Source organism: Bacillus sp. GbtcB14, from assembly GCF_019091205.1.
Classification (GTDB): domain Bacteria; phylum Bacillota; class Bacilli; order Bacillales; family Bacillaceae_G; genus Bacillus_A; species Bacillus_A cereus_AG.
The window spans coordinates 100,396-123,774 of record NZ_JAGXJT010000006.1 but is presented as its reverse complement, the minus strand read 5'-3'; the positions used below and the strand labels follow the sequence as shown (position 1 = coordinate 123,774).

The window sequence follows — 23,379 nt, the reverse complement described above, 5'->3', positions numbered from 1 at the left end:
ACCTTATTTATTGAAGGTGTGCTATTTATATAATCCCGTCGTATACATTTCGGTCAATGTATGTACTATTTCTTCTAACTCTAAATTATTATTATTTTTCACAATCGTCCAAAGAAACATCTCATTCATCGCGAACCAAGCACGCGCTACAATTTCTTCATTCAATTCAGGCTGTGCTAATCCATTTTCTTGAGAGTATGTAATATCTTGCGTAATATTGTTTATAAAGCGTTCCCGTATCTCATTCCATTTTTGACGTATCTCTTTTGATAATCCAATTGCTTCTTGTACAACTTGCAATATAGCTCGTTCTTTCTCTGCTAATTGTAGGAATGCTCTAACTTGATTTTGAATCATTATACGTGCTTCTTCTTTCGTTTGAGGCGAAAAGGAGCGCTCAGCAATATCATAAAATTGAATCATGACATCTTCCATTAAAACAATGAGGAGATCATCTTTGTTTTTAAAGTATACATATGCCGTTCCATAACCAGTTTCTGCGTGCTTAATAATTTGTGTAATTGTCGTTTTTTGAAATCCGTTATGTATAAAAATCGTGTAACCAGCGTGTAATAGTTTCTTCTTAGTTTCTAAGGAGCGGTGTTTTCTTGTTGAAAGAGTACTATTTTTCAAAGAATCACCTCTTTATACTGAAATATCTGAAAATATAACTGTATTGTAAAAGAAATTCACATATAAAGTCAACTGACATAATATCATTGACGTCATATCAACTAAGGTGATATATTTCAATTAGTTAGAATAAAAAGAAAATTAAAAGAAGGTGACACCATGTATAAAGAACCATTTCAACCAACTTATGAATATGCGCTTGAATGTGATAAACATGATGAACTGAAAGATTTTCAAACTGAATTCTATAAAAAACAAGGAACGATATATTTAGATGGAAACTCATTAGGTCTGCTTTCAAAAAGGGCAGAGAAGTCATTACTTACTTTACTAGATTCATGGAAGGAGTATGGCATTGACGGCTGGACTGAAGGAGAGCATCCGTGGTTTTTCCTCTCGGAGAAATTAGGTGAGTTGACTGCACCTCTTATTGGAGCTTTACCAGAAGAAACTATTGTAACCGGTTCCACTACGACAAATATACACCAAGTGATTGCGACATTTTATGAGCCGAAAGGAATACGTACAAAAATTCTTGCTGATGAATTAACATTCCCGTCAGATATATATGCACTTCAAAGTCAAATTCGTTTAAAAGGATTAGATCCAGAAGAGCATTTAGTACGAGTAAAGAGCCGGGATGGTAGGACACTTTCTGAAGATGATATTATTCACGCAATGACAGATGATATCTCGTTAATTTTATTGCCTTCTGTACTATATAGAAGCGGCCAAATTCTTGATATGAAACGTTTAACAGCGGAAGCGCATAAGCGTGGTATTCATATCGGATTCGATTTATGTCATTCAATCGGTTCTATTCCGCATTATTTCAAAGAATGGGATGTTGATTTCGCTATTTGGTGTAATTATAAATATTTAAATGCAGGACCTGGTGGTGTTGCGGGGCTTTATGTACATAAAAAGCATTTTAATAGACTTCCAGGATTATCAGGTTGGTTTAGTTCTAGAAAAGATAAACAGTTTGATATGGAACATACATTAACAGCTGCTGATCATGCAGGTGCTTATCAAATTGGTACACCGCACGTATTAAGTACTGCGCCGTTAATTGGTTCTCTTGAAATATTTAAAGATGCTGGTATAGAACGTTTACGTGAAAAATCGCTACATATTACAAGATACATGCTGGATTTAATTGATCATGAATTAAAAGATTTTGGATTTACAATTGGCAATCCATTAGAGGATGAAAAACGAGGTGGACACATTTATTTAGAGCATGCAGAAGCAGCACGCATATGTAAAGCGTTAAAAGCGAATGGAGTTATCCCTGATTTCCGTGCACCTAATGGAGTAAGACTCGCGCCAGTTGCTTTATATAACACATACGAGGAAGTATGGAATTCTGTTCAAATTTTAAAGAGAATTATGAAAGATGAAGAATATAAGCAGTTTGAAAATAAGCGAGAGGTTGTGGCATAAACATGAAATCATCAGAGTGGATTGATATTTCACAACCGCTAAATAATGATATTGCCACTTGGCCAGGGGATACACCATTTTCGTATGAAGTTTCATGGTCAAAAGAAGAAAGTGGGTCAGTAAATGTCGGAAAGTTAACGATGAGTATTCATACAGGTACTCATATTGACGCACCGTTTCATTTTGATAATGATGGAAAGAAAGTAATAGATTTAGATGTTCAAGTTTATGTTGGTCCAGCGCGCATCATAGATGTTTCTAATCTTGAAAGCATTGGGAAAAAGGAATTAGAAAACTTTCATTTAGAAGGCGTAGAAAGATTGTTGTTACGCACATCTTCACATAGTAAAACGAATGAATTCCCAGATATAATACCGCATTTACGTGCTGATATCGCACCATTTCTTTCAGAGAAAGGTATTCGTTTAATCGGGGTAGATGTACCATCAGTAGATCCATTAGATGATAAAGAATTAGCAGCGCATCATCAATTGTTTAAACATGGCATACACATTTTAGAAAATGTCGTACTAGATCATGTAGCAGACGGTGATTATGAATTAATCGCATTACCACTTGCCTTAACAGAAGCAGATGGAAGTCCAGTTCGAGCAGTTATTAGACCAATATAAGTAGAATTATATAAAAGGGGCGTTTGGTTAATATGAAAGAAAACGAAAAGGTAATTATGGAAAAAGGGATTCATACGGACTTTAAAGAGAATATGACATACGGGGAGTATTTACAATTAGATAGTTTACTCTCTTCTCAAAAGAGATTATCAGACCATCATGATGAAATGTTATTCATCGTGATTCACCAAGCAAGTGAACTTTGGATGAAGCTTATTTTACATGAGTTAAACGCAGCAATCGAATCTATTAAACAAGATAAACTACAACCAGCTTTTAAAATGTTAGCACGTGTATCAAAAATTCAGTCGCAAATTATTCAATCTTGGGATATTCTTGCGACATTAACGCCATCAGAGTACATTGAGTTTCGTGATTCACTCGGTCAAGCTTCTGGTTTTCAATCGTATCAATATCGTATGATTGAGTATGCACTTGGCTATAAAACGCCTCACGCATTAAAAATTTATGAAAAAGATCCAGAATTACACGGTCGCCTTCATACAGCGCTACATACACCAAGTTTGTATGATGTCGCAATTCAAGCTCTCGTAAAAGAAGGATTCCCGATACATAAAGATGTATTAAATCGTGATATTACGCAGCCTTATGAAGAAGATGCAACAGTAGAAGCAGCTTGGATTGAAGTGTATGCGGATGTGAAAAAATATTGGAATTTATATCAACTCGCTGAAAAATTAATCGATATTGAAGATTGGTTGCAACAATGGCGTTTCCGTCATATGAAAACAGTAGAACGCATTATCGGACATAAAATGGGAACAGGCGGCTCTTCTGGTGTATCTTATTTAAAGCGAGTACTTGATCAACGATTCTTCCCAGAGCTTTGGAATGTTCGCACGAAATTATAAAAACAAACCTGTCAGTTCATTACTGACAGGTTTGTTTTTTATTTGAACACAAGTATGTTTTAATTGAAGTTACAAGATATAATAAATCAAGTAATGATTTAATTTGGAGGTAAAGTTTTGGATTTCAAGCAACTAGAAAATAAATTTGAAAAGAAAAAAGTAAATACATTTCTTGTTTATCAAAAAGGTGAGTTAACAACTGAGTATTATAAAACGTTAGAATGTGAAAATAATCTATTTAAAGTAAATTCGATTACAAAAAGCATTGTATCTATATTAATTGGTATTGCAATCGATAAAGACTATATAAATGATATACATACACCGATTACAGAGTGGATTGAAAATGTATCTGAGGAAAAGCAGGATTTGACTCTGTATCATTTATTAACGATGACTACAGGTGAGGATTGGAAAGAGTTTGGAAATGGAGTAGTGTTCCCAAATGATTTTGTAGAATCGGAAAACTGGGTGCAGTACATATTAGAAAAACCAATAATTGAAGAACCGGCTACAAAAATGAATTATAACTCAGGTTCTTCGCATTTGCTTAGCTACATTATCCAAAAGGCTACTGGAATGTCGACAGAGCAGTTTGCGAAAAACTACTTATTTGATCCGTTAGAAATTACCGAGTATGAGTGGCAACAAGATCCCCAAGGAATACATGTCGGCGGATTCGGTATGAAAATGAAGTCTAAAGATTTATTAAAGCTCGGAATATTATGTTTGCAGAATGGATATTGGCAGGGTAATGAAATTGTATCCTCGAAATGGTTAGAAGAATCAAGTACAGCTCTATTTGAAACGTATGAACATGTTGGGGCGTATGGATATCACTGGTGGGTATTGAATAACGAAAGATTTCACATACCGTATTATATATATTTCGCTATGGGATACGGCGGACAATACATCGTTACCATTCCGCAGTTAGAGCTTGTTGCTGTAATAAGTAGTCATATGCCAAAACGTGGACTCGTTCCATTGAAATTATTTATTGAGCATGTACAGGAGAATGATAAGTTTAAATAAAAAGAGGAGAGAATGTATGAAAGGTGTAAAAACATTATCTTTATTTAGACTATGTTTAAGTCTTTTAGCATGTAGCGCGATTATTACGCAATTTATAATACGATCACAAGTGAAACCATTCAATCCAGTTAATTTTTTTAGCTTTTTCACGATTGAAAGTAACATCTTAGTAGCAGTTATCCTCCTTCTTAGTAGTATAGGAACTGCTACATTTGGTCGATCAGAGCAGTTTGGTATACTTCGTGGCGCGGCAACTGTATATATACTTACGACAGGACTCATTTATTTTTTGTTATTAAGAGGATTAGAAGAATCACTTCAAACCGCAATACCATGGGTAAATACGGTGCTACATTATATCATGCCAATTGCAATGCTTTTAGATTGGATTTTAAATCCACCTAGTAAGAAAATCACTTGGAAACAAGCTGTGAGTTGGCTCTTATTCCCGTTTTTTTACGTTGTGTACAGCTTAATACGTGGCCCGATTGTGAATTGGTATCCTTATCCGTTTTTAGATCCGAGAATAGGGGGATATGGTAGCGTACTTTTATACAGTATAGGGATAGCGGTTGTAATTGGCGCTATTTGTATATTGGTAAGATTTTTAGGGAATCGAAAATTTAGGGAAGAATTTTAAAAATGAAAGAAACCCCCACTGTTCATATGTTAAACAGTGGGGGTTTCATTTTATCTACTCGTCTTCTGAAACGACAACTTTATAAATTTCTCCGTCTTCGTTTCAAATTCTACATCAACAAAAACACCATATTCTTTTCCATCTTCACGAAGCCACAATTTAAATTTTTCGACTGTTATTTGAACAGTTTTTGGTTTTCTACCGATATGAAGATAATCAATAATCTCAGCTTTTGGATATTGTTCTTTCGTCTTTTCTACAGCAAGTTTCCCCCATTTGGCATACGGAGGTTGCGCATGAACAATTGATGGGCCAGTATATACATTTGAACATGTTGTTATGAACATAACGACGATTGCGATACGCTTTAACAATTTCTTCATGATGAACTCCTTTTATTCTTTTTATATATTGTTTACATATTTTTTCAACGATATGAGTTTGGATTTTTTTGTCTTCTTTACATAAAAGCGAGGCTTTTACAAAACATAACCAAGAAATCATTTCCGTAATTAAGGAGGGAACAATATGCGTCAAAAAGCTATTTTTAAAATAGCAGTTTTACTTGCATTCATAGGACTATCTTTGATGGTAAGTAGTATACAACTAAAAAATGTTGAAGCTTTTTCTAATCAAGTCATTCAAAGAGGAGCATCTGGCGAAGATGTCATTGAACTGCAATCTCGTTTGAAATATAACGGATTTTATACGGGAAAAGTGGATGGTGTTTTCGGATGGGGTACATACTGGGCACTTCGAAATTTTCAAGAGAAATTCGGATTACCTGTTGATGGTTTAGCTGGAACTAAAACGAAGCAAATGCTCGTGAAGGCAACGAAATATGATAAGTCAACTGCTAATAAAGGAACGACAACAAATAAAGGAAATAGTGGTGGTACTGCACAAGAAAATAAACCACCTCAAAATAAAGGGACAAATGTTCCAAATGGTTATTCTCAAAATGATATTCAGCTCATGGCAAACGCAGTATATGGAGAATCTCGTGGTGAGCCGTACTTAGGGCAAGTTGCAGTAGCTGCGGTTATTTTGAATCGTGTTACAAGTGCATCGTTCCCAAATACCGTTTCGGGTGTAATCTTTGAGCCAAGAGCATTTACAGCAGTAGCAGACGGACAAATATATTTAACACCAAATGAAACAGCGAAAAAAGCTGTATTAGATGCAATTAATGGATGGGACCCAACAGGAAACGCATTGTATTATTTCAATCCGGATACCGCAACAAGTAAATGGATTTGGACTCGTCCACAAATTAAAAAAATCGGGAAACATATTTTCTGTAAATAGAGCGGAGGTGGAACTATGTTACGAGGTATTATAATCGTATTATTAACAGTCGGAGTAGTTGGAACAGGATACTGGGGCTATAAGGAGCATCAAGAGAAGAATGCAGTATTAATTCGAGCAGAAAATAGCTATCAACGTGCATTTCATGATTTGGCGTACGAGGTTGATTTGTTGCACGATAAAATTGGAACAACGCTTGCGATGAATTCACGTGCATCTTTATCACCAGCATTAGCAGACGTATGGCGTTTAACATCTGAAGCGCGTTCGGATGTAGGACAATTGCCTTTAACATTAATGCCATTTAATAAAACAGAAGAATTTTTAGCAAATATCGGCGATTTTAGTTATCGTGCAGCCATTCGTGATTTAGAAAAAGAACCGTTAAATGATCAAGAATACAAAACGTTGGAAACTTTATATTCAAATGCAGGAAATATACAAGATGAGTTACGAAAAGTACAACATCTTGTTTTGAAAAATAATTTACGCTGGATGGATGTTGAGATGGCACTCGCATCAAATCGTGATCCTGCAGACAATACAATTATTGACGGATTAAAAACAGTAGAGAAAAACGTAACATCGTATTCATCTACAAACTTCGGACCGACCTTTACTAGTGCACAAAAAAATAAAAAAGGAGGATTTGAAGCAGAAGGGAAAGCAATCTCTAAAGATGAAGCAGCGAAAATTGCAAAATCGTTTTTGAACTTAAAAGGAAATGAAAAAGTAGATGTTGAGAAAAGCGGAAAAGGTGCGAAAGAATCTTTCTATAGTGTGAAAATTAAAGATAAAGCAACGAATAACGAGTTTCATATGGATATTACTGGAAAAGGCGGATATCCAATTTGGGTAATGAATAATCGAGAAATTAAAGAGCAGAAAATTAGTTTAAACGATGCTGGAAGTAAAGGTTTGACATTTTTAAAGGACCATAAGTTTAATAATATGGAGCTTTATGATAGCTCGCAATATGATAATGTTGGTGTATTTACGTATGTAGTAAATGAGAATGGCATACGAATTTATCCAGAAGCAATCCAAATGAAAATTGCTTTAGATGACGGTTCCATCGTTGGGTTTTCTGCAAAAGAATATTTAGCATCACACCAAAAACGAACAGTTCCCTCAGCAAAGCTAACTGCAGCAGAAGCAAGAAAGAAAATCAATCCAGATGTTAAAGTTATGGAAGAACGTAAAGCTGTCGTAGTAAATGATTTGCATAATGAAGTACTTTGCTATGAATTTGTAGGTACTTTAGGGAAAGATACGTACCAAATTTTCATTAATGCAAATAGCGGGGCAGAGGAAAAAGTGAAGAAAATGCAAGCTGTTGAAAAAATTTATGATTAAACTTTAATAGTAAAGTGGTGAGAATAATGAAGATCCTAATATATATGTTGATGCTTTGCTTTTTTATAACAGGATGCAGTATTGGAAAAAAGGAAAATCCAAACGAAAAACCAGAGCAAAAAAATGTTTCGACGAAAAATGTTAATTATACAAACAAACCAAATAAGCCAAATGAAAAAGCGGCGGACCATTTAGCATCTTTAGCCGCAAGTGTGCCAGGTGTAAATGATGCAACAGCGGTAGTTGTGGGGAAATATGCTATTGTAGGTATTGATGTAAAAGCGAAACTCGATCGAACTCGCGTGGAGTCCATTAAATACTCTGTAGCAGAAAGTTTAAAAAACGATCCGGATGGTGCTAATGCAGTCGTTGTAGCGGATGTTGATACGTATGAACGACTCAAACAAATTGGAAAGCAAATTAAAAAAGGAAAAACAGGTGAAGGTATACTTGATGAGTTAGCAGCAATTGTTGGCCGAGTAATGCCACAGGTTCCAAACGACATGATTGAAAATCGAGAAACGAATCCAATTAAAGATAATGATAAACAATTACCAAAAGATGAAGAACAAGAACTAAGAAAAGAACAGAATGACCAATCAAATAATCATTTGAATAAATAAAATTAACCCCGTGCTTAATTGTACGGGGATTTTTCAATATAATATTTAATATTCAGTTTATTTTTAAGGGAATATATGGTTTAATTATGATGGGAGGGACAACTGTTATGATGAAAAAAAGCGCATTAATAGTATGTAGTTTATGCTTAGGTTTCAGTATGACAGCGTGTGAACAGAAGAAAGAAGTGAAAAAACAAACGGCAACTTCTTCTACTGTGATGGAAAGACAGCAGCTAGAGTCTATAAATATAAATCATTTCTCCAATATAAATGAAGGAATGACTTATACCGAAGTGAAAGATTTAATTGGTTTTGATGGTAATTTACTTATAGAAGAAGGTGTAGAAGATTCTACACAAATTAAGCAAATTTTTTCATGGAAGGGAAGCAATCCAACTTCATTAGTTGAAATTACCTTTTTAGATGGAAAAGTGCATTCAAAAGCGCAGCAAGGGCTAAGTTAATAAGTTAAAAATGGGAGAGTTTAGCATGAACATACATACAGGGGAAATTCAATTAGTTCCGTATAGGGAAAAATATAAAGAAGTTATACAAACATTTACTTTACCAAGTGAACAAGTTCAATTCACATCGGATCCAGGTGAATTATTGGAGAAGGCAAAAAGTGATCGTACAAAAAATGTCATTGTTATTTTAGATTATAATGGGGTACCTGTTGGCCTTTTTGCATTGCAAACAGGAGATAGAGTACAGGAGTTCACAGACAATCAGGATGCTTTACTTTTAACATCTTTTTCTATAAATCACGATAGACAAAGAAAAGGATATGCTAAAAAGTCATTGGCACTATTACAAGAGTTTGTACAACGTTATTTTCCGATAAAAAATGAAGTTGTACTTGCTGTGAATGAAAAAAATATTCCTGCACAAAATTTATATGAAAAAGTCGGCTTCCAAGATAAAGGCTTTAGAAGAATGGGACCAATTGGTCAACAAATTATAATGCATTTACCTATCATGAAATAACGATAAAAAAAACTTACTCTTGCATAACAAAGTAGTAAGTTTTTTTATTTAGTACGATATATAATGTAGAGTATATATAAATGAAATAGAAATGAAGGAAATACAAAATGAAACAAGTTAGAAAATGGAATATTGTTGGAGGAAGGGTGATAAAAACCGGAATAGCAGTTTTTCTTACAGTTCTAGTTTGCGAATTTTTCAATATACCCACTATTTTTGCTGTCATCACGGCTATTGTAACGATTGAGCCAACTGCAACGGATTCTATAAAAAAAGGCCTAGTTCGTTTTCCAGCTTCAACAATTGGATCGGCGTATGCAATGACTTTCACATTTTTCCTAGGTCATCAGGCTCTTTCTTATGCGTTAGCAGCGATGTTTACAATCGTTACATGTCAAAAACTAAATTTACATGCGGGAACGTTAGTCGCAACATTAACTGCTGTTGCAATGATCCCTATTACGGCAGATCATTATTTCACTGCATTTTTAATTCGATTAGCTACTACATCTACTGGTATTATAGTATCTACTTTAGTGAATTTTTTCATTTTGCCACCACACTACGTTAAAACCATTTCGGGATGTACAGAGGAACTATTTGTTAAAACGGCAAATATTATGGAGGAATGGCTTAATGCATTAATTGAAGGGAAGGTTATAACGAAAGAGACAATTCATAATCTATCTAAATTGAATTTATCATTACATAAAGCGGTACAATTTGTTCAATATGAGCAAAAAGATTGGAAATATCATCGACATACAAAAAAAGAAATGAGAAGCTTTTTACTTGTACAAAAGCAACTTCAGTTATTACAGCAAATTATTTATCATATAGATAATTTAGCTCGAGCATCAATTGAAACATGTAACTGGTCACAAAATGAAAAAGAGATATTACAGCGAACGATTCATTCTATAATTTCTATATTAAGAAATCATTGTAATGAAATAGATGAAGAACATTTTAAACTGATTGATGAATTAGACAAAAAATTTTGGGATTATAAAAATGATGGAGGACATTGTAAACCAAATCAATATCATCATCACTTTTCAAGCGAATCTATAATAATATTTGAGGTATTATCTATACATGATATGTTAGAGGAATTAAAACAAATATCCGAGAAATATGAGGGTGAAAATCAACTCAATTGTTCGGTTCATTTAAATGTGGAGGATTGATATGGCAATTTATATTGCATTACTAAGAGGAATCAATGTAGGCGGGCATAAGATAATTAAAATGGCTGATTTAAAAGAAATGTTTGAATCCATAGGGTTAAAACAAGTAAAAACATATATTCAAAGCGGTAATATCGTGTTCAAATCTGAGGAAGATATAACATTTCTAAAGGAACGAATACAATCTGAAATTAAAAACGTTTTCGATTTTGATGTTCCAGTTATTCTAAAGACAAATGAAGAGTTTATAAATATTATAAACAATGTTCCTTATGAGACGGATGCATTACTAGAAAGAGAAAATATACATGTTGCTTTTTTAGCTAATTCACTTACTGCAGATGAAAGTAAGCAATTACTTATGTATAAAAGTGAAATGGAGGATTGTTATATAGATGAGAAGGTGGTTTATTTGTTTTTCAAAAATAGCATTCGGAATTCTAAATTAATGAACCAGTTTCAGAAGTTACATACACCAGCTACAGTCAGGAATTGGCGGACTGTGAATAAATTAAAAGCGATAATTGAGGGTATGTAAATATAAAAAGATGAGATTTTCTGTATATAGAAAATCTCATCTTTTTATTTATATTGTTTTCCGACTATAAATTCGACAATAGGATAAATAAAGAATGAAGAACAAAGTGCGATAAAGAGAGGAAGATTCTTTATTTCATCAAGTAATAGGAATGCAAATCCTTCTGAAAATATTAAAATTAGAAACATAAAACAAATAAGTGCAAAATAAGCAATTTTAAAGCTTTTATATTTGATTTGCTGTCCCATTTCGTCTTGGCTTTCTTCCGATACTCCATTTGGATCTCCCCAAGTAATTTGATTAATTAAATTACCAAGCATTAACGAAAAAGCGAATATTGTTTCTCCCAAAATCGAACCTTCTGTTACATATTTATACGCACCATGTACGAGGACTCCAATTAATGATAAAACGATAATCATGAAAATAAATTTTTTATGCTTCAATTTAGAAATGACACCTCCGTATTTGTAAAAAACTATTTACATTCATAGTATAAAATTGGAAAATTTACATGTCAAACACTTTTTACATATAGGATGGAATATGAGATTTTGTTTTTAAGATTAATAAAAAATTACATTACATTTGAATGTAAAAGAATGGGCTCGCATATATTTGGAAGGGATGTCAGATTAATTTAGGGGGTAGTTATGTCTATTCTTTTAAAAGCTGGTGCTGATGCAGGAAATAACGGTTTGAAGTTAATGGTGAAAGGGCAAGACCCTATTTTTATTCCGAGTATATATTCTTTATATATAGGAGAGCCTACAGGATTGTTAGATGAGAGTGATGTTTCATTATCTGAGTTAGAAAATCACATTGATGTGACCATTAGTTCTCCATCACTAATGTTAAATAATGTGCGGTATATCGTTGGAGAAAAAGTCATTCAAGATCAATTAAAAGGTACTGAGGTTGAGAAGAAATCAAATAAGTCAACTGATGAGTTAATGGTTATTACAATTCTATCTGGTTTAGCGGTAAGTGCTATGCGTCAAAGTCCAACTTCTAGTCATATTAATATTCGTTACGATTTATCTGTTGCTCTTCCTATGCAGCTTATTACACAAGAAATAGCTGCGGAAAATGCGAAACGTTATATGGGCAATCATAAAGTTGTGTTCCATTATCCAAACGGACGTGATGTTACGATTAATGTATCTATCGAGTTTTGTAAATGCCTACCTGAAGGCGCTTCTGGGACGTGGGGTATTGTATACGATGAAGAAGGAAATGTTGTGAAACATAAAATAGAATGTGAACAAAATCAAGTTTCAGAAATTGATTTTGTTGATAAAACATTATTATCTTTTGATATTGGTGCTGGGACGACAGAAGAAGTAGTTTCACTAGGCGTAAACTTTAGACCACAACTAAGTAAAGGTTTATCATATGGTGTGAAAGAAACGTTGCTACAAATTATTACGAGATGGAACCGAAAGTATCCAACAAAAACGATTGATAGCATTACAGAGTTTAACCAAATTTATTTAAGTGAAAAGCACCCAAGAAATGCGTTATTAGTTGAGGAATCACAACCAGCATTATTAGGTTTAGCAGCGCGTGTCGCAACGGATATCATAAACAAAATTGATGATATGAAAGACGATCCATACGTATTTATATATGGCGGGGGCGCAGTAATTATAAAAAACAGTTTAAAAATGATTTTAAAACAAAAAGGACGACTAAAAAATGTAATCTTTGTAGATAATCCATTATTTACAAATGCACGCGGATTATTAGTTTACACTTGTTCGCCAAAATATAGAGAGCATAAGCAAAAAGAGTTAGGGTTTACAAACTTAACGATAAGTTAGTTGGTGGAAGCATGCGATCTAGGCGATATAAACGTGGTGATCGAGTAAAAATCAATATTCATAAGTCAGTATCACCTGAAATGCTTGCATGGCTAAATAAACAATCAAACCCAACCAATTTCTTTTTCTTTGCAGCGCAGCAACTCTTTAAACAAGTAGGAGATATTGATGTGTCAAAAGCTATACCTAGTAGTCATGTTTTCTCATTGTACGTCGAGCCATCTTCCATATTAAAGGTTGAAGTAAACCCTTTTAAAAACGTGCCACTTGAAGCTAATAAATCCACTGACAATATAAAAAAAAAATCATGGGAGTCTGTTGATCAATTAGATTGTCCGTTTTTTTAAACATAGAAAAAATAAGTATTGCCCATCACTATACATACGGATACAGTGATGGGCTTTTTTTAATATAACGAATAGAAGGGCACAAATTGTCGTGTGCCCTTCTATTCGTTATTTATCTATATTTTAGATGTATGTTCAGTAACAGCATGAATTATGTCTACCCAGTCATCGGGATGATTTTCATGTCCTGCGCCTTCAAGTGTTAATAGGACTGAGTTAGGAATTTCATCAATAAGTGCGAGACCATGTTCAAAAGGGAGTGCTGTATCGTCTGTTCCGTGAATGACTAATGTAGGTGCTTGTATGGAGTGAAGCACACATTCATATGCATCATCACCTTGAAGTAAAGCGTGATTAAACATACTTAATAAATTGCTAGCTCGTTCTATTTCTTGTTTTACTTGTTTAAAGACCCTTTTTTCATCAAATATTCGTTTGGATCCACATAATAAGCGAGATCCTGAAACTAAATATTCTGCTACAACATTTTCATTTGTCCAATCTAAATGCGTGCCATTTGCGTGATGCGTTAAAATTCTTTCATCCATCGGAGGTAAATCACGCGTGTTATCGTCAGATCCTATCACACTTGTAGCCAGTAATGTTAACGTTAAAATTCTTTCGGGATGTTTTACAGCAGCAATTTGAGCGATCATACCACCTAATGACATACCAAATAGATGCGCTTTATCAATTTGATAAGCATCTAGTACCCCAATTGCATCTTCAGCCATATTTGTAACTGTATAATTGGAAGTTCCAGGTTCATATGTAACAGAGCGTCCCACATCCCGGTTATCAAAACGAATAACAAATTTCCCCGTGTTAGCCAACTGTTCACAAAACTCTTCATCCCAATAAACCATTGAACAAGTAGCACCCATAATTAATAAAATAGCAGGGTTTTTAGGATTTCCAAAGCTTTCTGTACATATATCAATCCCGTTTATTTTAAATATCTTTTCAGTCATAAGTTCTCCCCATTTCTTTTGAATGTAATTGAAAATACAGTTTTGAATGATTCTAAGGTGAGTGTACGTTTCTTTTGGAATTCATATTGCTTCTTACATAATTACCCCCAAAAATAAGCTTATGATAATTCAAGGCAAAAAATTTTGAGAAATATTTGTATGTTATTAAAATAAATAGCAAGGAGGAATGGAAATGAAAGCAATTGTTATAGATCAATATGGTAGTGTTGAAGAATTAAAAGAAAGACAAGTTTTAAAACCGGTTGTTAAAGATAACGAGGTATTAATACGCATTCTCGCAACATCTATTAACCCTGTTGATTGGAAAATAAGAAAAGGAGACTTACAACAACAGTTAAGATTTTCATTTCCAATCATTTTAGGGTTAGATGTAGCTGGAATTATTGAAGAAGTTGGGGAAGAGGTAGAGTGTTTCAAAATAGGAGATAAGGTGTATACGAAACCTGAAAATATAGGACAGGGCTCTTATGCTGAATTCATTACAGTAAAATCGGATTTAGTATCCTATATGCCTACAAATCTAAGTTTCGAAGAGGCAGCTTCGATTCCTCTTGCAGGACTTACAGCGTGGCAAAGCCTTGTAGATTACGCAAAAATAAAAGAACATGACCGAGTACTTATTCATGCTGGAGCTGGCGGAGTTGGTAGTTTAGCAATCCAAATCGCAAAATCATTTGGAGCTTTTGTTGCGACAACTGCAAGTAGTAAGAATGAAGAGTTTTTAAAGTCTCTAGGAGCGGATCTCGTTATTGATTATAAAAAGGATAAATTTGAAGAATTACTATCAAATTTTGATATTGTGTTAGATACAATAGGTGGCGAAGTACAGGAAAAAAGTTTTCAAATTATAAAACCTGGTGGTGTTTTCGTTTCGATTGTTCATGAACCACTCCAAAAAGTAAAAGGGATAAAATCAGGTTTCTTATGGCTAAAACCAAATGGAAAGCAACTAGAAGAATTATCAGATTTAATTGTACATGAAAAAATAAAACCAATCATAAATAAAGTTGTTCCGTTTAATGAAGCAGGGGTTAGAGAAGCTCATATTTTGAGTGAAGGTCAACATGTTAGAGGTAAGATTGTAATGAAAGTGGAATGAAAATGATTAAGTAGCCTTTAAAAAGTAAATACCCCAAAATAAAAATATTTTGGGGTATTTACTTTTTAGCTTACAGATAGTGGACACATGCTTCTATAGTTTATAGTTTTGTATTGTATCATGTAATTTCTCTAAACCAATTAACATCTCTTTTTCATTTAACATAGAATAGCTAATCCTTAATTGGTGATTATTTATTTCGGGATTTAATAGACAAGCTGTTCCTGGTAAAAAAGAGACATCTACTTCATTTGCTTTTTGTAATAAGGTAAAGGGATCTATCGAATCAGGAAGTGTAATCCATAAATTAAAGCCACCATTTGGTATTTGAAATCTAATTTCTTTAAGTGGTGATAACATATCAATCGTTATATCACGTCTAATTTGTAAAGCCGTACGTAATTTTTCTAAATGGTTTTTCATACGTTCTGCACGTAAAAACGGTAGAAGTGCTTTTTGTGTTAATAAAGGGCTACCGATATCCATTGAACCTTTTACAGCAAATAACCATTCAAAAATAGGACCATCTGCAATAAGTGCTGCGATACGCAATCCTGGTGCTAACGTTTTACTAAATCCTTTTATATATATTACATGACCATTTATATCAAAGTTTTTGATTGGAGGGGGCACAATAGCATCCTCAAAATATATCTCTCCGAAAGAATCATCTTCAATTATGAAAAACTCATACAGCTCCGCTAGTTCTATAAGTTCCATTCTCCGTTCTTTACTCATTACTGTACCTGTTGGGTTCTGAAAAGTTGGATTCGTATACAATAATACGGGATTTTTACTTTGACAAATATCATCCACTAAATCGGATCGAATTCCATGATTATCAAGAGAAACTGGTATAATTTGAACGCCTTTATTGATGAAAATATCAAGTGCGGCACTGTAACACGGACTTTCCACTAATACAATATCACCAGGTTTTAATAATGTTTGAGCAATTAAATCAATTCCTTGTTGTGCACCGCTTGTAATTAATAATTGAGATGGGTCTGTCACTAATTTCTGGTGTTCATGTAAGTAATTTGCTATTTCAACTCGCAGTTCATAATCACCCTGTACTGGTCCATAAGTTGCTAAGATCATCTGGTCTTTATTCAGTATTTTATGCATTTCATCTGCTAAGAATGGATTTGGCAATAAGCGAGGATACAAAATCGCTTGTGAAAAATCGTAATATTTTCGGTGCTGATTCATTGCATATTGAGATCGTATAACATTAATCGTTTTCGTTTGTTGCCATTTATACGGAATTGGTTTGAAATCTTTCTTTCCATGTTTATGTATATAAGCACCTTTTCCTTGCTCAATGCGTATATATTCTTTCTTTTCTAATTGCTTATATGCCTTACGAACAGTTAATAGGCTAATCTGTAAATCTTCGGCCATAGAACGTAAAGATGGAAGTGAGTCACCATGTGAAAGCATGCCACTTTGTACTCTTTCAACGATCTGCATATATATTTGCTTGTAATACGGTATGTTGGATTCTTTACGAAGGACAATTTTCATGGTTTCACCTTTTTCGTTTTTATTTAATTAAAGCGAAAAATGTAAAGAGAATCAACTACGATTTTAGGCAACTGTTATATACATAGATACACTGTTATACACTATACCTTCTATACTCATGGTAAGAGTAAAAAGGAGGAAGAAAAATGGTCATTTTCAATTATATTTTAGTATGTATTATTTTCGGAACAACATTTTTAACGATAAAAATTGGAATTGAAGCAGGAGCGCCCCCGTTATTTTCAGCAGGCATTCGTTTCTTTTTAGCAGGCGTAATTCTGATGATTATATTTAAGTTAAAGCGAAAAGAAATTATGCCACATGTATTTTCGAAACGTATTATGTATGCTGGTTTTTGTTTAACGTTTATGACATTCGCATCACTGTACTGGGCAGAACAATATATTTCTTCGGGATTAGCTGCTGTGCTTTCTGCTACAGGACCGATGATGATTTTGTTATTACAAGCAAAGAGAAATAAGACAAAATTACAAAAGGAGCAACTTTTCGCTTTAATTATTGCACTAATAGGTGTTGTTTTTGTTTCTTTACCAGGAATGCATCAAGAAATAAGTTTCGTATGGAGTATCGCTTGTTTTGTTTTAATAATAGGAGAGTTATTTTACGGAATAGGCTCTATTCGCTCAAAAGAAATACTTTCGGATTTACAAAGTGTATCACCATTTCTCATTAATGGTATTCAAATGTTTTACGGAGGAGTTTTATTACTAATTGTATCCGTCATAGTAGAACAACCGAATGTAACTGTATTAGCTTCATGGAGTGTACAGTGGCCTATTTTATATCTCATCTTTATCGGATCAATTGGTGGGCATGGATTATATTACTGGCTCTTATCAAAAACGAATCCTGTATTCCCATCAACGTGGTTATATGTATCGCCGTTAATTGCTATTATAGTAGGATACATCATATTAGGAGAACCTTTAAACCCTACAATGGGAATAGGTGCTTGTTTCATTTTGGTTGGTGTATTTTTAGCTAATCTCTCCACACTCCGGACTTATTTCAAACAAGGAAGATTATTTGAGAAGGAAATGTAGTTGTATAAAGAAGCAGCCCTGTTATATACAGGGCTGCTTGAATTTTATTAACGATACGGATGGACTTTATTTATTGGAAAGGCGTAATATTATTAAGCTATATGAAAGATAACGGTAAAAAGAGGGGAGTTATTATGAAAATGAATTGGACTGAAGTAAAGGAAAAAATTCGACCGCAAATTTCAAAACCATCATATGTAACTTGGTTTACTAATACTACTGTTAATTTAGAGGATGATATATTAACAATTTATTGTCCGAATGAATTTGCACGTGACTGGTTAGAATCTCATTACAAAGAATTAGTATTTCATACATTAAGAGAAATGTTTAATACGACATTTGAAATTCAGTTTGATTTATGTAATGGCGAACCATCTAAGTTGAAAGATGTTCAAAAAGAAAGGCTTAATAGCTGGGATGAAGTAAAGAAAGCATTAAGGCCAAAAGTAGCTGAGAAAACATTTATGACATGGATTAGAAATACAAATGCTACTATAGAAGATAATACATTAATAATCTTTTGTGAGGATGCGTTTCATCGTGATTTGCTTGAAGGGGAGTATAAAAATATAATTTCAAGTACCGTACAGAATCTTACTAATGAAGAATATCAAATTTGGTTCGAAATAGAATCAAAAGCCACTTCTATAGCACAGATTCATAACATGCAAAATAATCCACTCACTTCTGGACAAGAGGAATCCAACACGATTTGGGATGAAATAAAAGATAAAATCCAATTAACAATTTCAAGACCTTCCTATGAAACGTGGATGAAAGGAACGACAGCCAGAATAAATGAAAGTTTATTGACCATTTATTTTGAAAACGAATTTCAACAAGAATGGGTTGAAAAGTCTTATAAAAATTTAATTTCACAAATAGCTAAAGAGTTAACTGGAAATACATATGAACTTCAATTTGAATTAGAAGCAAATAAAGATGCAACCAGTAATGATGAAAAATCAAAATCACCTACCGAAAATACTATTTTCGAATTATGGGAGCAGTTCAAATCGTCCAATGATGAGTTAAATTATAATAATGTAGAAGATAGCGAAAAACGCATTCAAGCATTAGAAGAAAAAATAGTGAACTTAGAAAAAGTGATTGATACATTAGTGGGGAAATTAGAGGTAGAAGAATCAAAAACACAGCTGGAAAAATAACCAACTGTGTTTTTTTACTTAATTTACTTTTTTTATAAACCCTTTATAATGACGTTTCACGAGCTGACTTTCTAATGTCTTCATCGTTTCAAGTGCTACACCGACGATGATAAGTAAGCTTGTACCACCAATTTGTGCAGAAGGTGGTAATGTAGCAATTTTCGTGAATACGAGCGGTAAAATTGAAATTGCACCTAAGAAAATTGCACCGATAAATGTTAAACGATATAAAATTTTAGTTACATATTGTTCTGTTGATTTACCAGGACGAATACCAGGCACATATCCATTTTGCTTTTTCAAATTCTCAGCCATTTGTTCTGGATTTACTTGAATAAATGCGTAGAAGTATGTGAAAGCAACGATAAGACCGACATAAAGGGTCATTCCAATTGGATGTGCAAAATCAAGATTTGCAACTAACCATTTTGATACACTTGAATCAGGGAAGAGCTGCGCAATTGTACGCGGCGTCATTAAAAATGCGGAAGCAAAGATGACTGGAATTACACCAGCACTATTTACTTTAAGAGGTAAATGAGTGTTTTTTGCTCCTTGATATTGATTGTTTCCTGAAACAGCTTTTGCATATTGAATCGGTATTTTACGCACAGCTTGTTGAATGTAAATAACACCAACAACTATCGCTAAAATTACGAGACCAATTAAAACCATCTTTATGATGTGCATGAATAATTGATCGCCTGCATTTTGAAATTGTTGCAAATAAATTTGGTTTGCAACATTTGGGATCGCTGCAACAAGTCCTGCGAAGATAATCATCGAAATACCATTACCTACTCCATTAGCAGTAATTTGTTCACCTAACCAAAGTAAAAATGCAGTACCTGCAGTTAAAACTGTCGCAATAAATAAGTATGTAGTCCAGCTTTGATCTGTTATTAATTGTCCACCTGCTATATTATTAAAGCCATAAGACATCCCAATGGCCTGTATGAATGCGAGAATGATTGTAAAGTATCGAGTGAATTGAGCTGATTTCTTACGGCCCATTTCTCCTTGCTTTGCCCATTCCGAAAATTTAGGTATAACATCCATTTGTAGTAATTGTACTATGATGGAAGCGGTAATATAAGGTGTAATACCTACAGCAAAGATTGAGAAGTGTTGCAGTGCTCCTCCGCCAAATACGTTTAGCATACCTAAAACGTTAGCTTGATCTTGTACTTTTAATACCTCTGCGTTAGTATGAGGAACTGGAATAAACGTGCCAATTCGAAAAACGATTAACATCGCTAATGTAAAAAGGATTTTCCTTCTTATCTCAGCTACTCTCATGAAATTTGAAATCGTACGAAACATTTTGTCGCCTCCTATATTTTTATCAGTTTAAAACTGATTATTATATCCCGATGAAGTAACCACAAACCTCCTTCCGCATTAAATTCATTTGACAAATGGATTTACATACATTTTGTAGTTTTCTCGGATATAAAAATATAAGGTTTTTTTAGCGACCAATAAACTTTTCATAATCATTCAATACACATAATATATCGAATAAATTAACAAATGTACATACATATGCATGAAAAATGGATGAATAGGATGATTTTTTACATTTATGTAATGTTCGATTGAATGAGACAACGCTTAATAACATGATTTTTAAAAATATATAGTGTTACTACGAATGCATCGTCTAATGATGTTTGACAGGTTGATTCGGTCCGTTGACATTTCGGAATCAGAAGATTATAGAAATCTAAGAAAGCAGTTGTTGCAGTATATAGAAGGTGTTAAACAGCAAGTCAAAAGCGCGTGCATTTTATTCCCTTTATTTTTGCAGCAGCAGAACCACCTCCAAAATTATCTTGTGTAGTTGAATTTTTCCGAATAATAAGTTACATTTTTAAAGTTCAAGCAACTTTAAGACAGTACAAAAGGGGAGAAATATTGATATTATGCAAAAAATGAAATGGAAGAACTATGTATGCTATTTTATTATTTTTATGCTTTTTGTAACAACAGTAACGGTCAAACCAGCTCTTTCTAAGGCTGAAGAATCTGATGTTAATATTACATTGTTAGGTACGGCAGATATTCATGGTAGATTTATGCCTTGGGATTATGCGCTTGATGGAGCAAATATGAGTGGAAGTTTAACGCAGCTTTATACGGTTATAAAGAAGGTACGTCAAGAAAATCCAAATACCATATTAGTAGATGCTGGGGATACAATTCAAGGAAATTCAGTAGAGTTATTCAATGATAAGCCACAATCGCCAATGATGGTAGCGATGAATGCAATGGGATATGATGCTTGGGCATTTGGAAATCATGAATTTAACTTTGGATTAGATACATTGAAAAAAGTTAGTGAGCAATATAAAGGCAAGACGTTAGCAGGAAATATTTATAAGGAAAATGGAGAGCGTTTTCTTCCTGCATATACAATTGTTGAAAAAGGTGGAATTAAAGTCGGGATTATTGGTATGAATACACCAATGATTAGTGATTTTGAAAAAGGGACAGATCATTTGGATGGTTTAGTGGTGAAAAATCCAGTAGAAGAGACAAAGAAGGCCATTAAAGAGTTAGAAGGTAAAGTAGATGTAATGGTAGGGGTTATGCATATGGGACTAGAAAATGAGAATGGAATCCCTGGTACTGGGGTTCAAGATATTGCGAATGCTTGTCCGGAACTAAGCGCTATTTTTGCAGCTCATATGCATAAGCTTGTTAAAAAAGAAGTTGTAAATGGTGTCATTATTACAGAACCAGATAAATATGGAACGCATATTTCACGTATTGATCTTAATTTTACAAAGCAAGATGGAAAGCTTGTTCTAAAAGATAAAACTGCTACCGCTATACCTGTAAAGAATACTGATGGAACTACAGTAGTATCTGATCCTACACTTGAAGACACACTGACACCTTTTCACGAGTATGCAAGGGGAGATGCAAATGTTGTAGTCGCTCAATTAAAGGGTAGAAACCTTGTTCCTGAAAATGAAATAAAGGGTATTCCGAGTGTGCAGATTCAAGAGACACCTTTATCAGATTTCTTTCATGAAGTCATGCTCTACTACAGCAAAGCAGATGTAGTAGCCCATCAAATTGATAATGATAATGCCCGTTTGGATGTAGGTCCTATTAAGAAAAAAGATATTGCATATAATTATCAATATGCTTTGGGTGAAATTACGGTATATAAGGTAACTGGGAAAGACTTAAAAGACTATATGGAATGGGCAGCGGGATATTTTAACTCATCTCGTGCTGGAGATGTAACCGTTAGTTTTGATAAAACTCGCCGTGCGTCTAAATACAGTACGAACGATTTCTTTGGAGGCGTAAAATACGAAATTGACTTAACAAAACCATATGGAAGTAGAATTACAAATTTACGCTCTATTCGTACAAACAAACCAATCAAAATGAGCGATGTTATGACGCTGGGAATGAATGCATATAGAATGGAGGCTCTTCAGGCAAAAGGTGGAGCTTTAGAGGGGCGTAAGTTTGAACAAATTTGGTCATCTAAACAAGAGAATGCATTCGGGGAAACTGGTGGAACCATTCGTAACCTCGCTATTACATATTTAAAAGAGGTAAAGAACGGTGTATACACGCCAAAAGTTATGCGTAATTGGAAAATTACTGGTGTAGATATACATTCTTCAGAGCATAAGGCGGTAGTTGATCTTGTGAATAAAGGGATTTTAGAAATTCCAAAAACAGAAGACGGAAAATACACAAATATAGCATCTATAAATACTAAAGACTCAATTTCAAAAGAAGAGATTATATTACTCTCACAAAAAGCAAATATTAATCCAAATCAGTTTAATCATGTAAAGACAAAAGGTGAATTCTACAAAAAACTTAGTAGGATTACTAGAAAAATATAAATTATAAAGTTTCTTATAGTAATTGTTATTTTAATAGCATGAAACCCACTCTTAAAAAAGTAAAGAGTGGGTTTTTATGTTGTTATTTAGATGTAAGTGTACTTTTATTAGAATGAAATATAGATAATTGGCAACTAATCAATTGGATGAGCGCCTTAGGGAGCTCTTTTTTTATTGAAATTAATGCATTTATATGAGTTGTTCTTTATTTATAGCA

General features: G+C 33.7%; 24 protein-coding genes. 18 read left to right on the top strand and 6 right to left on the bottom strand.

Annotated elements, in window-relative coordinates; all coding sequences use genetic code 11:
• Positions 1-21: 21 nt before the first annotated feature.
• Complete coding sequence (locus tag KVT31_RS18885) at positions 22-633, bottom strand: TetR/AcrR family transcriptional regulator (RefSeq protein ID WP_088096597.1); 612 nt, start codon at positions 631-633, stop codon at positions 22-24.
• A 159-nt stretch (positions 634-792) separates the two neighbouring features.
• On the opposite strand from KVT31_RS18885, the gene kynU reads away from it, so the two are divergent.
• From kynU to KVT31_RS18860, 5 genes are all read left to right on the top strand, one after another.
• Positions 793-2,079, top strand: coding sequence for a kynureninase (gene kynU / locus KVT31_RS18880; protein ID WP_088096596.1), 1,287 nt, complete (start codon positions 793-795; stop codon positions 2,077-2,079).
• A 2-nt stretch (positions 2,080-2,081) separates the two neighbouring features.
• Positions 2,082-2,711 carry an arylformamidase gene (gene kynB / locus KVT31_RS18875; protein WP_088096595.1) on the top strand — a complete coding sequence of 210 codons (630 nt, stop codon included), beginning with the start codon at positions 2,082-2,084 and terminating at the stop codon, positions 2,709-2,711.
• A 32-nt stretch (positions 2,712-2,743) separates the two neighbouring features.
• Positions 2,744-3,583, top strand: coding sequence for a tryptophan 2,3-dioxygenase (kynA, locus tag KVT31_RS18870; protein ID WP_088096594.1), 840 nt, complete (start codon positions 2,744-2,746; stop codon positions 3,581-3,583).
• A 117-nt stretch (positions 3,584-3,700) separates the two neighbouring features.
• Entirely contained in the window at positions 3,701-4,618 is a 918-nt protein-coding gene (locus tag KVT31_RS18865) for a serine hydrolase domain-containing protein (RefSeq protein ID WP_088096593.1), read from the top strand.
• Positions 4,619-4,634: 16 nt separating this feature from the next.
• Positions 4,635-5,258, top strand: a complete 624-nt coding sequence (locus KVT31_RS18860; protein ID WP_088096592.1) for a Pr6Pr family membrane protein — start codon at positions 4,635-4,637, stop codon at positions 5,256-5,258.
• A gap of 50 nt (positions 5,259-5,308) precedes the next feature.
• On the opposite strand, the gene KVT31_RS18855 is transcribed toward KVT31_RS18860, so the two are convergent.
• The gene (locus KVT31_RS18855; RefSeq protein ID WP_088096591.1) at positions 5,309-5,641 is read right to left on the bottom strand and encodes a DUF3889 domain-containing protein; all 333 of its coding nucleotides are present in this window, start codon (positions 5,639-5,641) and stop codon (positions 5,309-5,311) included.
• Between the two features lie 145 nt (positions 5,642-5,786).
• On the opposite strand from KVT31_RS18855, the gene sleB reads away from it, so the two are divergent.
• The 7 genes from sleB to KVT31_RS18820 all read left to right on the top strand — a co-directional run bounded on the left by sleB (position 5,787) and on the right by KVT31_RS18820 (position 11,260).
• On the top strand, positions 5,787-6,566 hold the full coding sequence (sleB, locus tag KVT31_RS18850; RefSeq protein ID WP_088096590.1) for a spore cortex-lytic enzyme: 780 nt from the start codon (positions 5,787-5,789) through the stop codon (positions 6,564-6,566).
• A gap of 15 nt (positions 6,567-6,581) precedes the next feature.
• Positions 6,582-7,922 carry a germination protein YpeB gene (gene ypeB / locus KVT31_RS18845; protein WP_088096589.1) on the top strand — a complete coding sequence of 447 codons (1,341 nt, stop codon included), beginning with the start codon at positions 6,582-6,584 and terminating at the stop codon, positions 7,920-7,922.
• Between the two features lie 26 nt (positions 7,923-7,948).
• Entirely contained in the window at positions 7,949-8,545 is a 597-nt protein-coding gene (locus tag KVT31_RS18840; protein ID WP_088096588.1) for a YhcN/YlaJ family sporulation lipoprotein, read from the top strand.
• 107 nt (positions 8,546-8,652) lie between these two features.
• Positions 8,653-9,009: a hypothetical protein gene (locus KVT31_RS18835; RefSeq protein ID WP_088096587.1), complete on the top strand. Its 357-nt coding sequence runs from the start codon at positions 8,653-8,655 to the stop codon at positions 9,007-9,009.
• A gap of 25 nt (positions 9,010-9,034) precedes the next feature.
• Positions 9,035-9,532 (top strand): GNAT family N-acetyltransferase, encoded by a 498-nt coding sequence (locus KVT31_RS18830; protein WP_088096586.1) that lies wholly within the window; start codon positions 9,035-9,037, stop codon positions 9,530-9,532.
• A 107-nt stretch (positions 9,533-9,639) separates the two neighbouring features.
• Positions 9,640-10,722 (top strand): aromatic acid exporter family protein, encoded by a 1,083-nt coding sequence (locus KVT31_RS18825; protein WP_088096585.1) that lies wholly within the window; start codon positions 9,640-9,642, stop codon positions 10,720-10,722.
• 1 nt (position 10,723) lies between these two features.
• Positions 10,724-11,260 carry a DUF1697 domain-containing protein gene (locus tag KVT31_RS18820; protein ID WP_088096584.1) on the top strand — a complete coding sequence of 179 codons (537 nt, stop codon included), beginning with the start codon at positions 10,724-10,726 and terminating at the stop codon, positions 11,258-11,260.
• A gap of 44 nt (positions 11,261-11,304) precedes the next feature.
• Here the strand turns inward: KVT31_RS18820 and KVT31_RS18815 are convergent, their stop codons facing one another.
• Complete coding sequence (locus KVT31_RS18815; RefSeq protein WP_088096583.1) at positions 11,305-11,706, bottom strand: hypothetical protein; 402 nt, start codon at positions 11,704-11,706, stop codon at positions 11,305-11,307.
• Positions 11,707-11,913: 207 nt separating this feature from the next.
• Between KVT31_RS18815 and KVT31_RS18810 the strand changes: the two genes are divergently transcribed.
• Together KVT31_RS18810 and KVT31_RS18805 are read left to right on the top strand one after the other, a co-directional pair.
• Entirely contained in the window at positions 11,914-13,083 is a 1,170-nt protein-coding gene (locus KVT31_RS18810) for a ParM/StbA family protein (RefSeq protein WP_088096582.1), read from the top strand.
• 11 nt (positions 13,084-13,094) lie between these two features.
• The gene (locus KVT31_RS18805) at positions 13,095-13,430 is read left to right on the top strand and encodes a hypothetical protein (protein WP_088096581.1); all 336 of its coding nucleotides are present in this window, start codon (positions 13,095-13,097) and stop codon (positions 13,428-13,430) included.
• Positions 13,431-13,546: 116 nt separating this feature from the next.
• On the opposite strand, the gene mleBCA is transcribed toward KVT31_RS18805, so the two are convergent.
• Positions 13,547-14,401, bottom strand: a complete 855-nt coding sequence (mleBCA, locus tag KVT31_RS18800) for a BCA family alpha/beta fold macrolide esterase (protein ID WP_088096580.1) — start codon at positions 14,399-14,401, stop codon at positions 13,547-13,549.
• Positions 14,402-14,594: 193 nt separating this feature from the next.
• On the opposite strand from mleBCA, the gene KVT31_RS18795 reads away from it, so the two are divergent.
• Positions 14,595-15,521 carry an NADP-dependent oxidoreductase gene (locus KVT31_RS18795; RefSeq protein ID WP_088096579.1) on the top strand — a complete coding sequence of 309 codons (927 nt, stop codon included), beginning with the start codon at positions 14,595-14,597 and terminating at the stop codon, positions 15,519-15,521.
• A 93-nt stretch (positions 15,522-15,614) separates the two neighbouring features.
• On the opposite strand, the gene pdxR is transcribed toward KVT31_RS18795, so the two are convergent.
• Complete coding sequence (gene pdxR, locus KVT31_RS18790; protein ID WP_088096578.1) at positions 15,615-17,048, bottom strand: MocR-like pyridoxine biosynthesis transcription factor PdxR; 1,434 nt, start codon at positions 17,046-17,048, stop codon at positions 15,615-15,617.
• A gap of 146 nt (positions 17,049-17,194) precedes the next feature.
• Between pdxR and KVT31_RS18785 the strand changes: the two genes are divergently transcribed.
• Positions 17,195-18,112, top strand: a complete 918-nt coding sequence (locus KVT31_RS18785; protein WP_088096577.1) for a DMT family transporter — start codon at positions 17,195-17,197, stop codon at positions 18,110-18,112.
• A gap of 134 nt (positions 18,113-18,246) precedes the next feature.
• The gene (locus tag KVT31_RS18780) at positions 18,247-19,284 is read left to right on the top strand and encodes a DnaA N-terminal domain-containing protein (RefSeq protein WP_088096576.1); all 1,038 of its coding nucleotides are present in this window, start codon (positions 18,247-18,249) and stop codon (positions 19,282-19,284) included.
• An 18-nt stretch (positions 19,285-19,302) separates the two neighbouring features.
• Here the strand turns inward: KVT31_RS18780 and secY are convergent, their stop codons facing one another.
• Positions 19,303-20,607 (bottom strand): preprotein translocase subunit SecY, encoded by a 1,305-nt coding sequence (gene secY / locus KVT31_RS18775; protein ID WP_088096575.1) that lies wholly within the window; start codon positions 20,605-20,607, stop codon positions 19,303-19,305.
• A gap of 602 nt (positions 20,608-21,209) precedes the next feature.
• On the opposite strand from secY, the gene KVT31_RS18770 reads away from it, so the two are divergent.
• Positions 21,210-23,162 carry a bifunctional metallophosphatase/5'-nucleotidase gene (locus KVT31_RS18770; RefSeq protein WP_088096574.1) on the top strand — a complete coding sequence of 651 codons (1,953 nt, stop codon included), beginning with the start codon at positions 21,210-21,212 and terminating at the stop codon, positions 23,160-23,162.
• Positions 23,163-23,379: the final 217 nt, after the last annotated feature.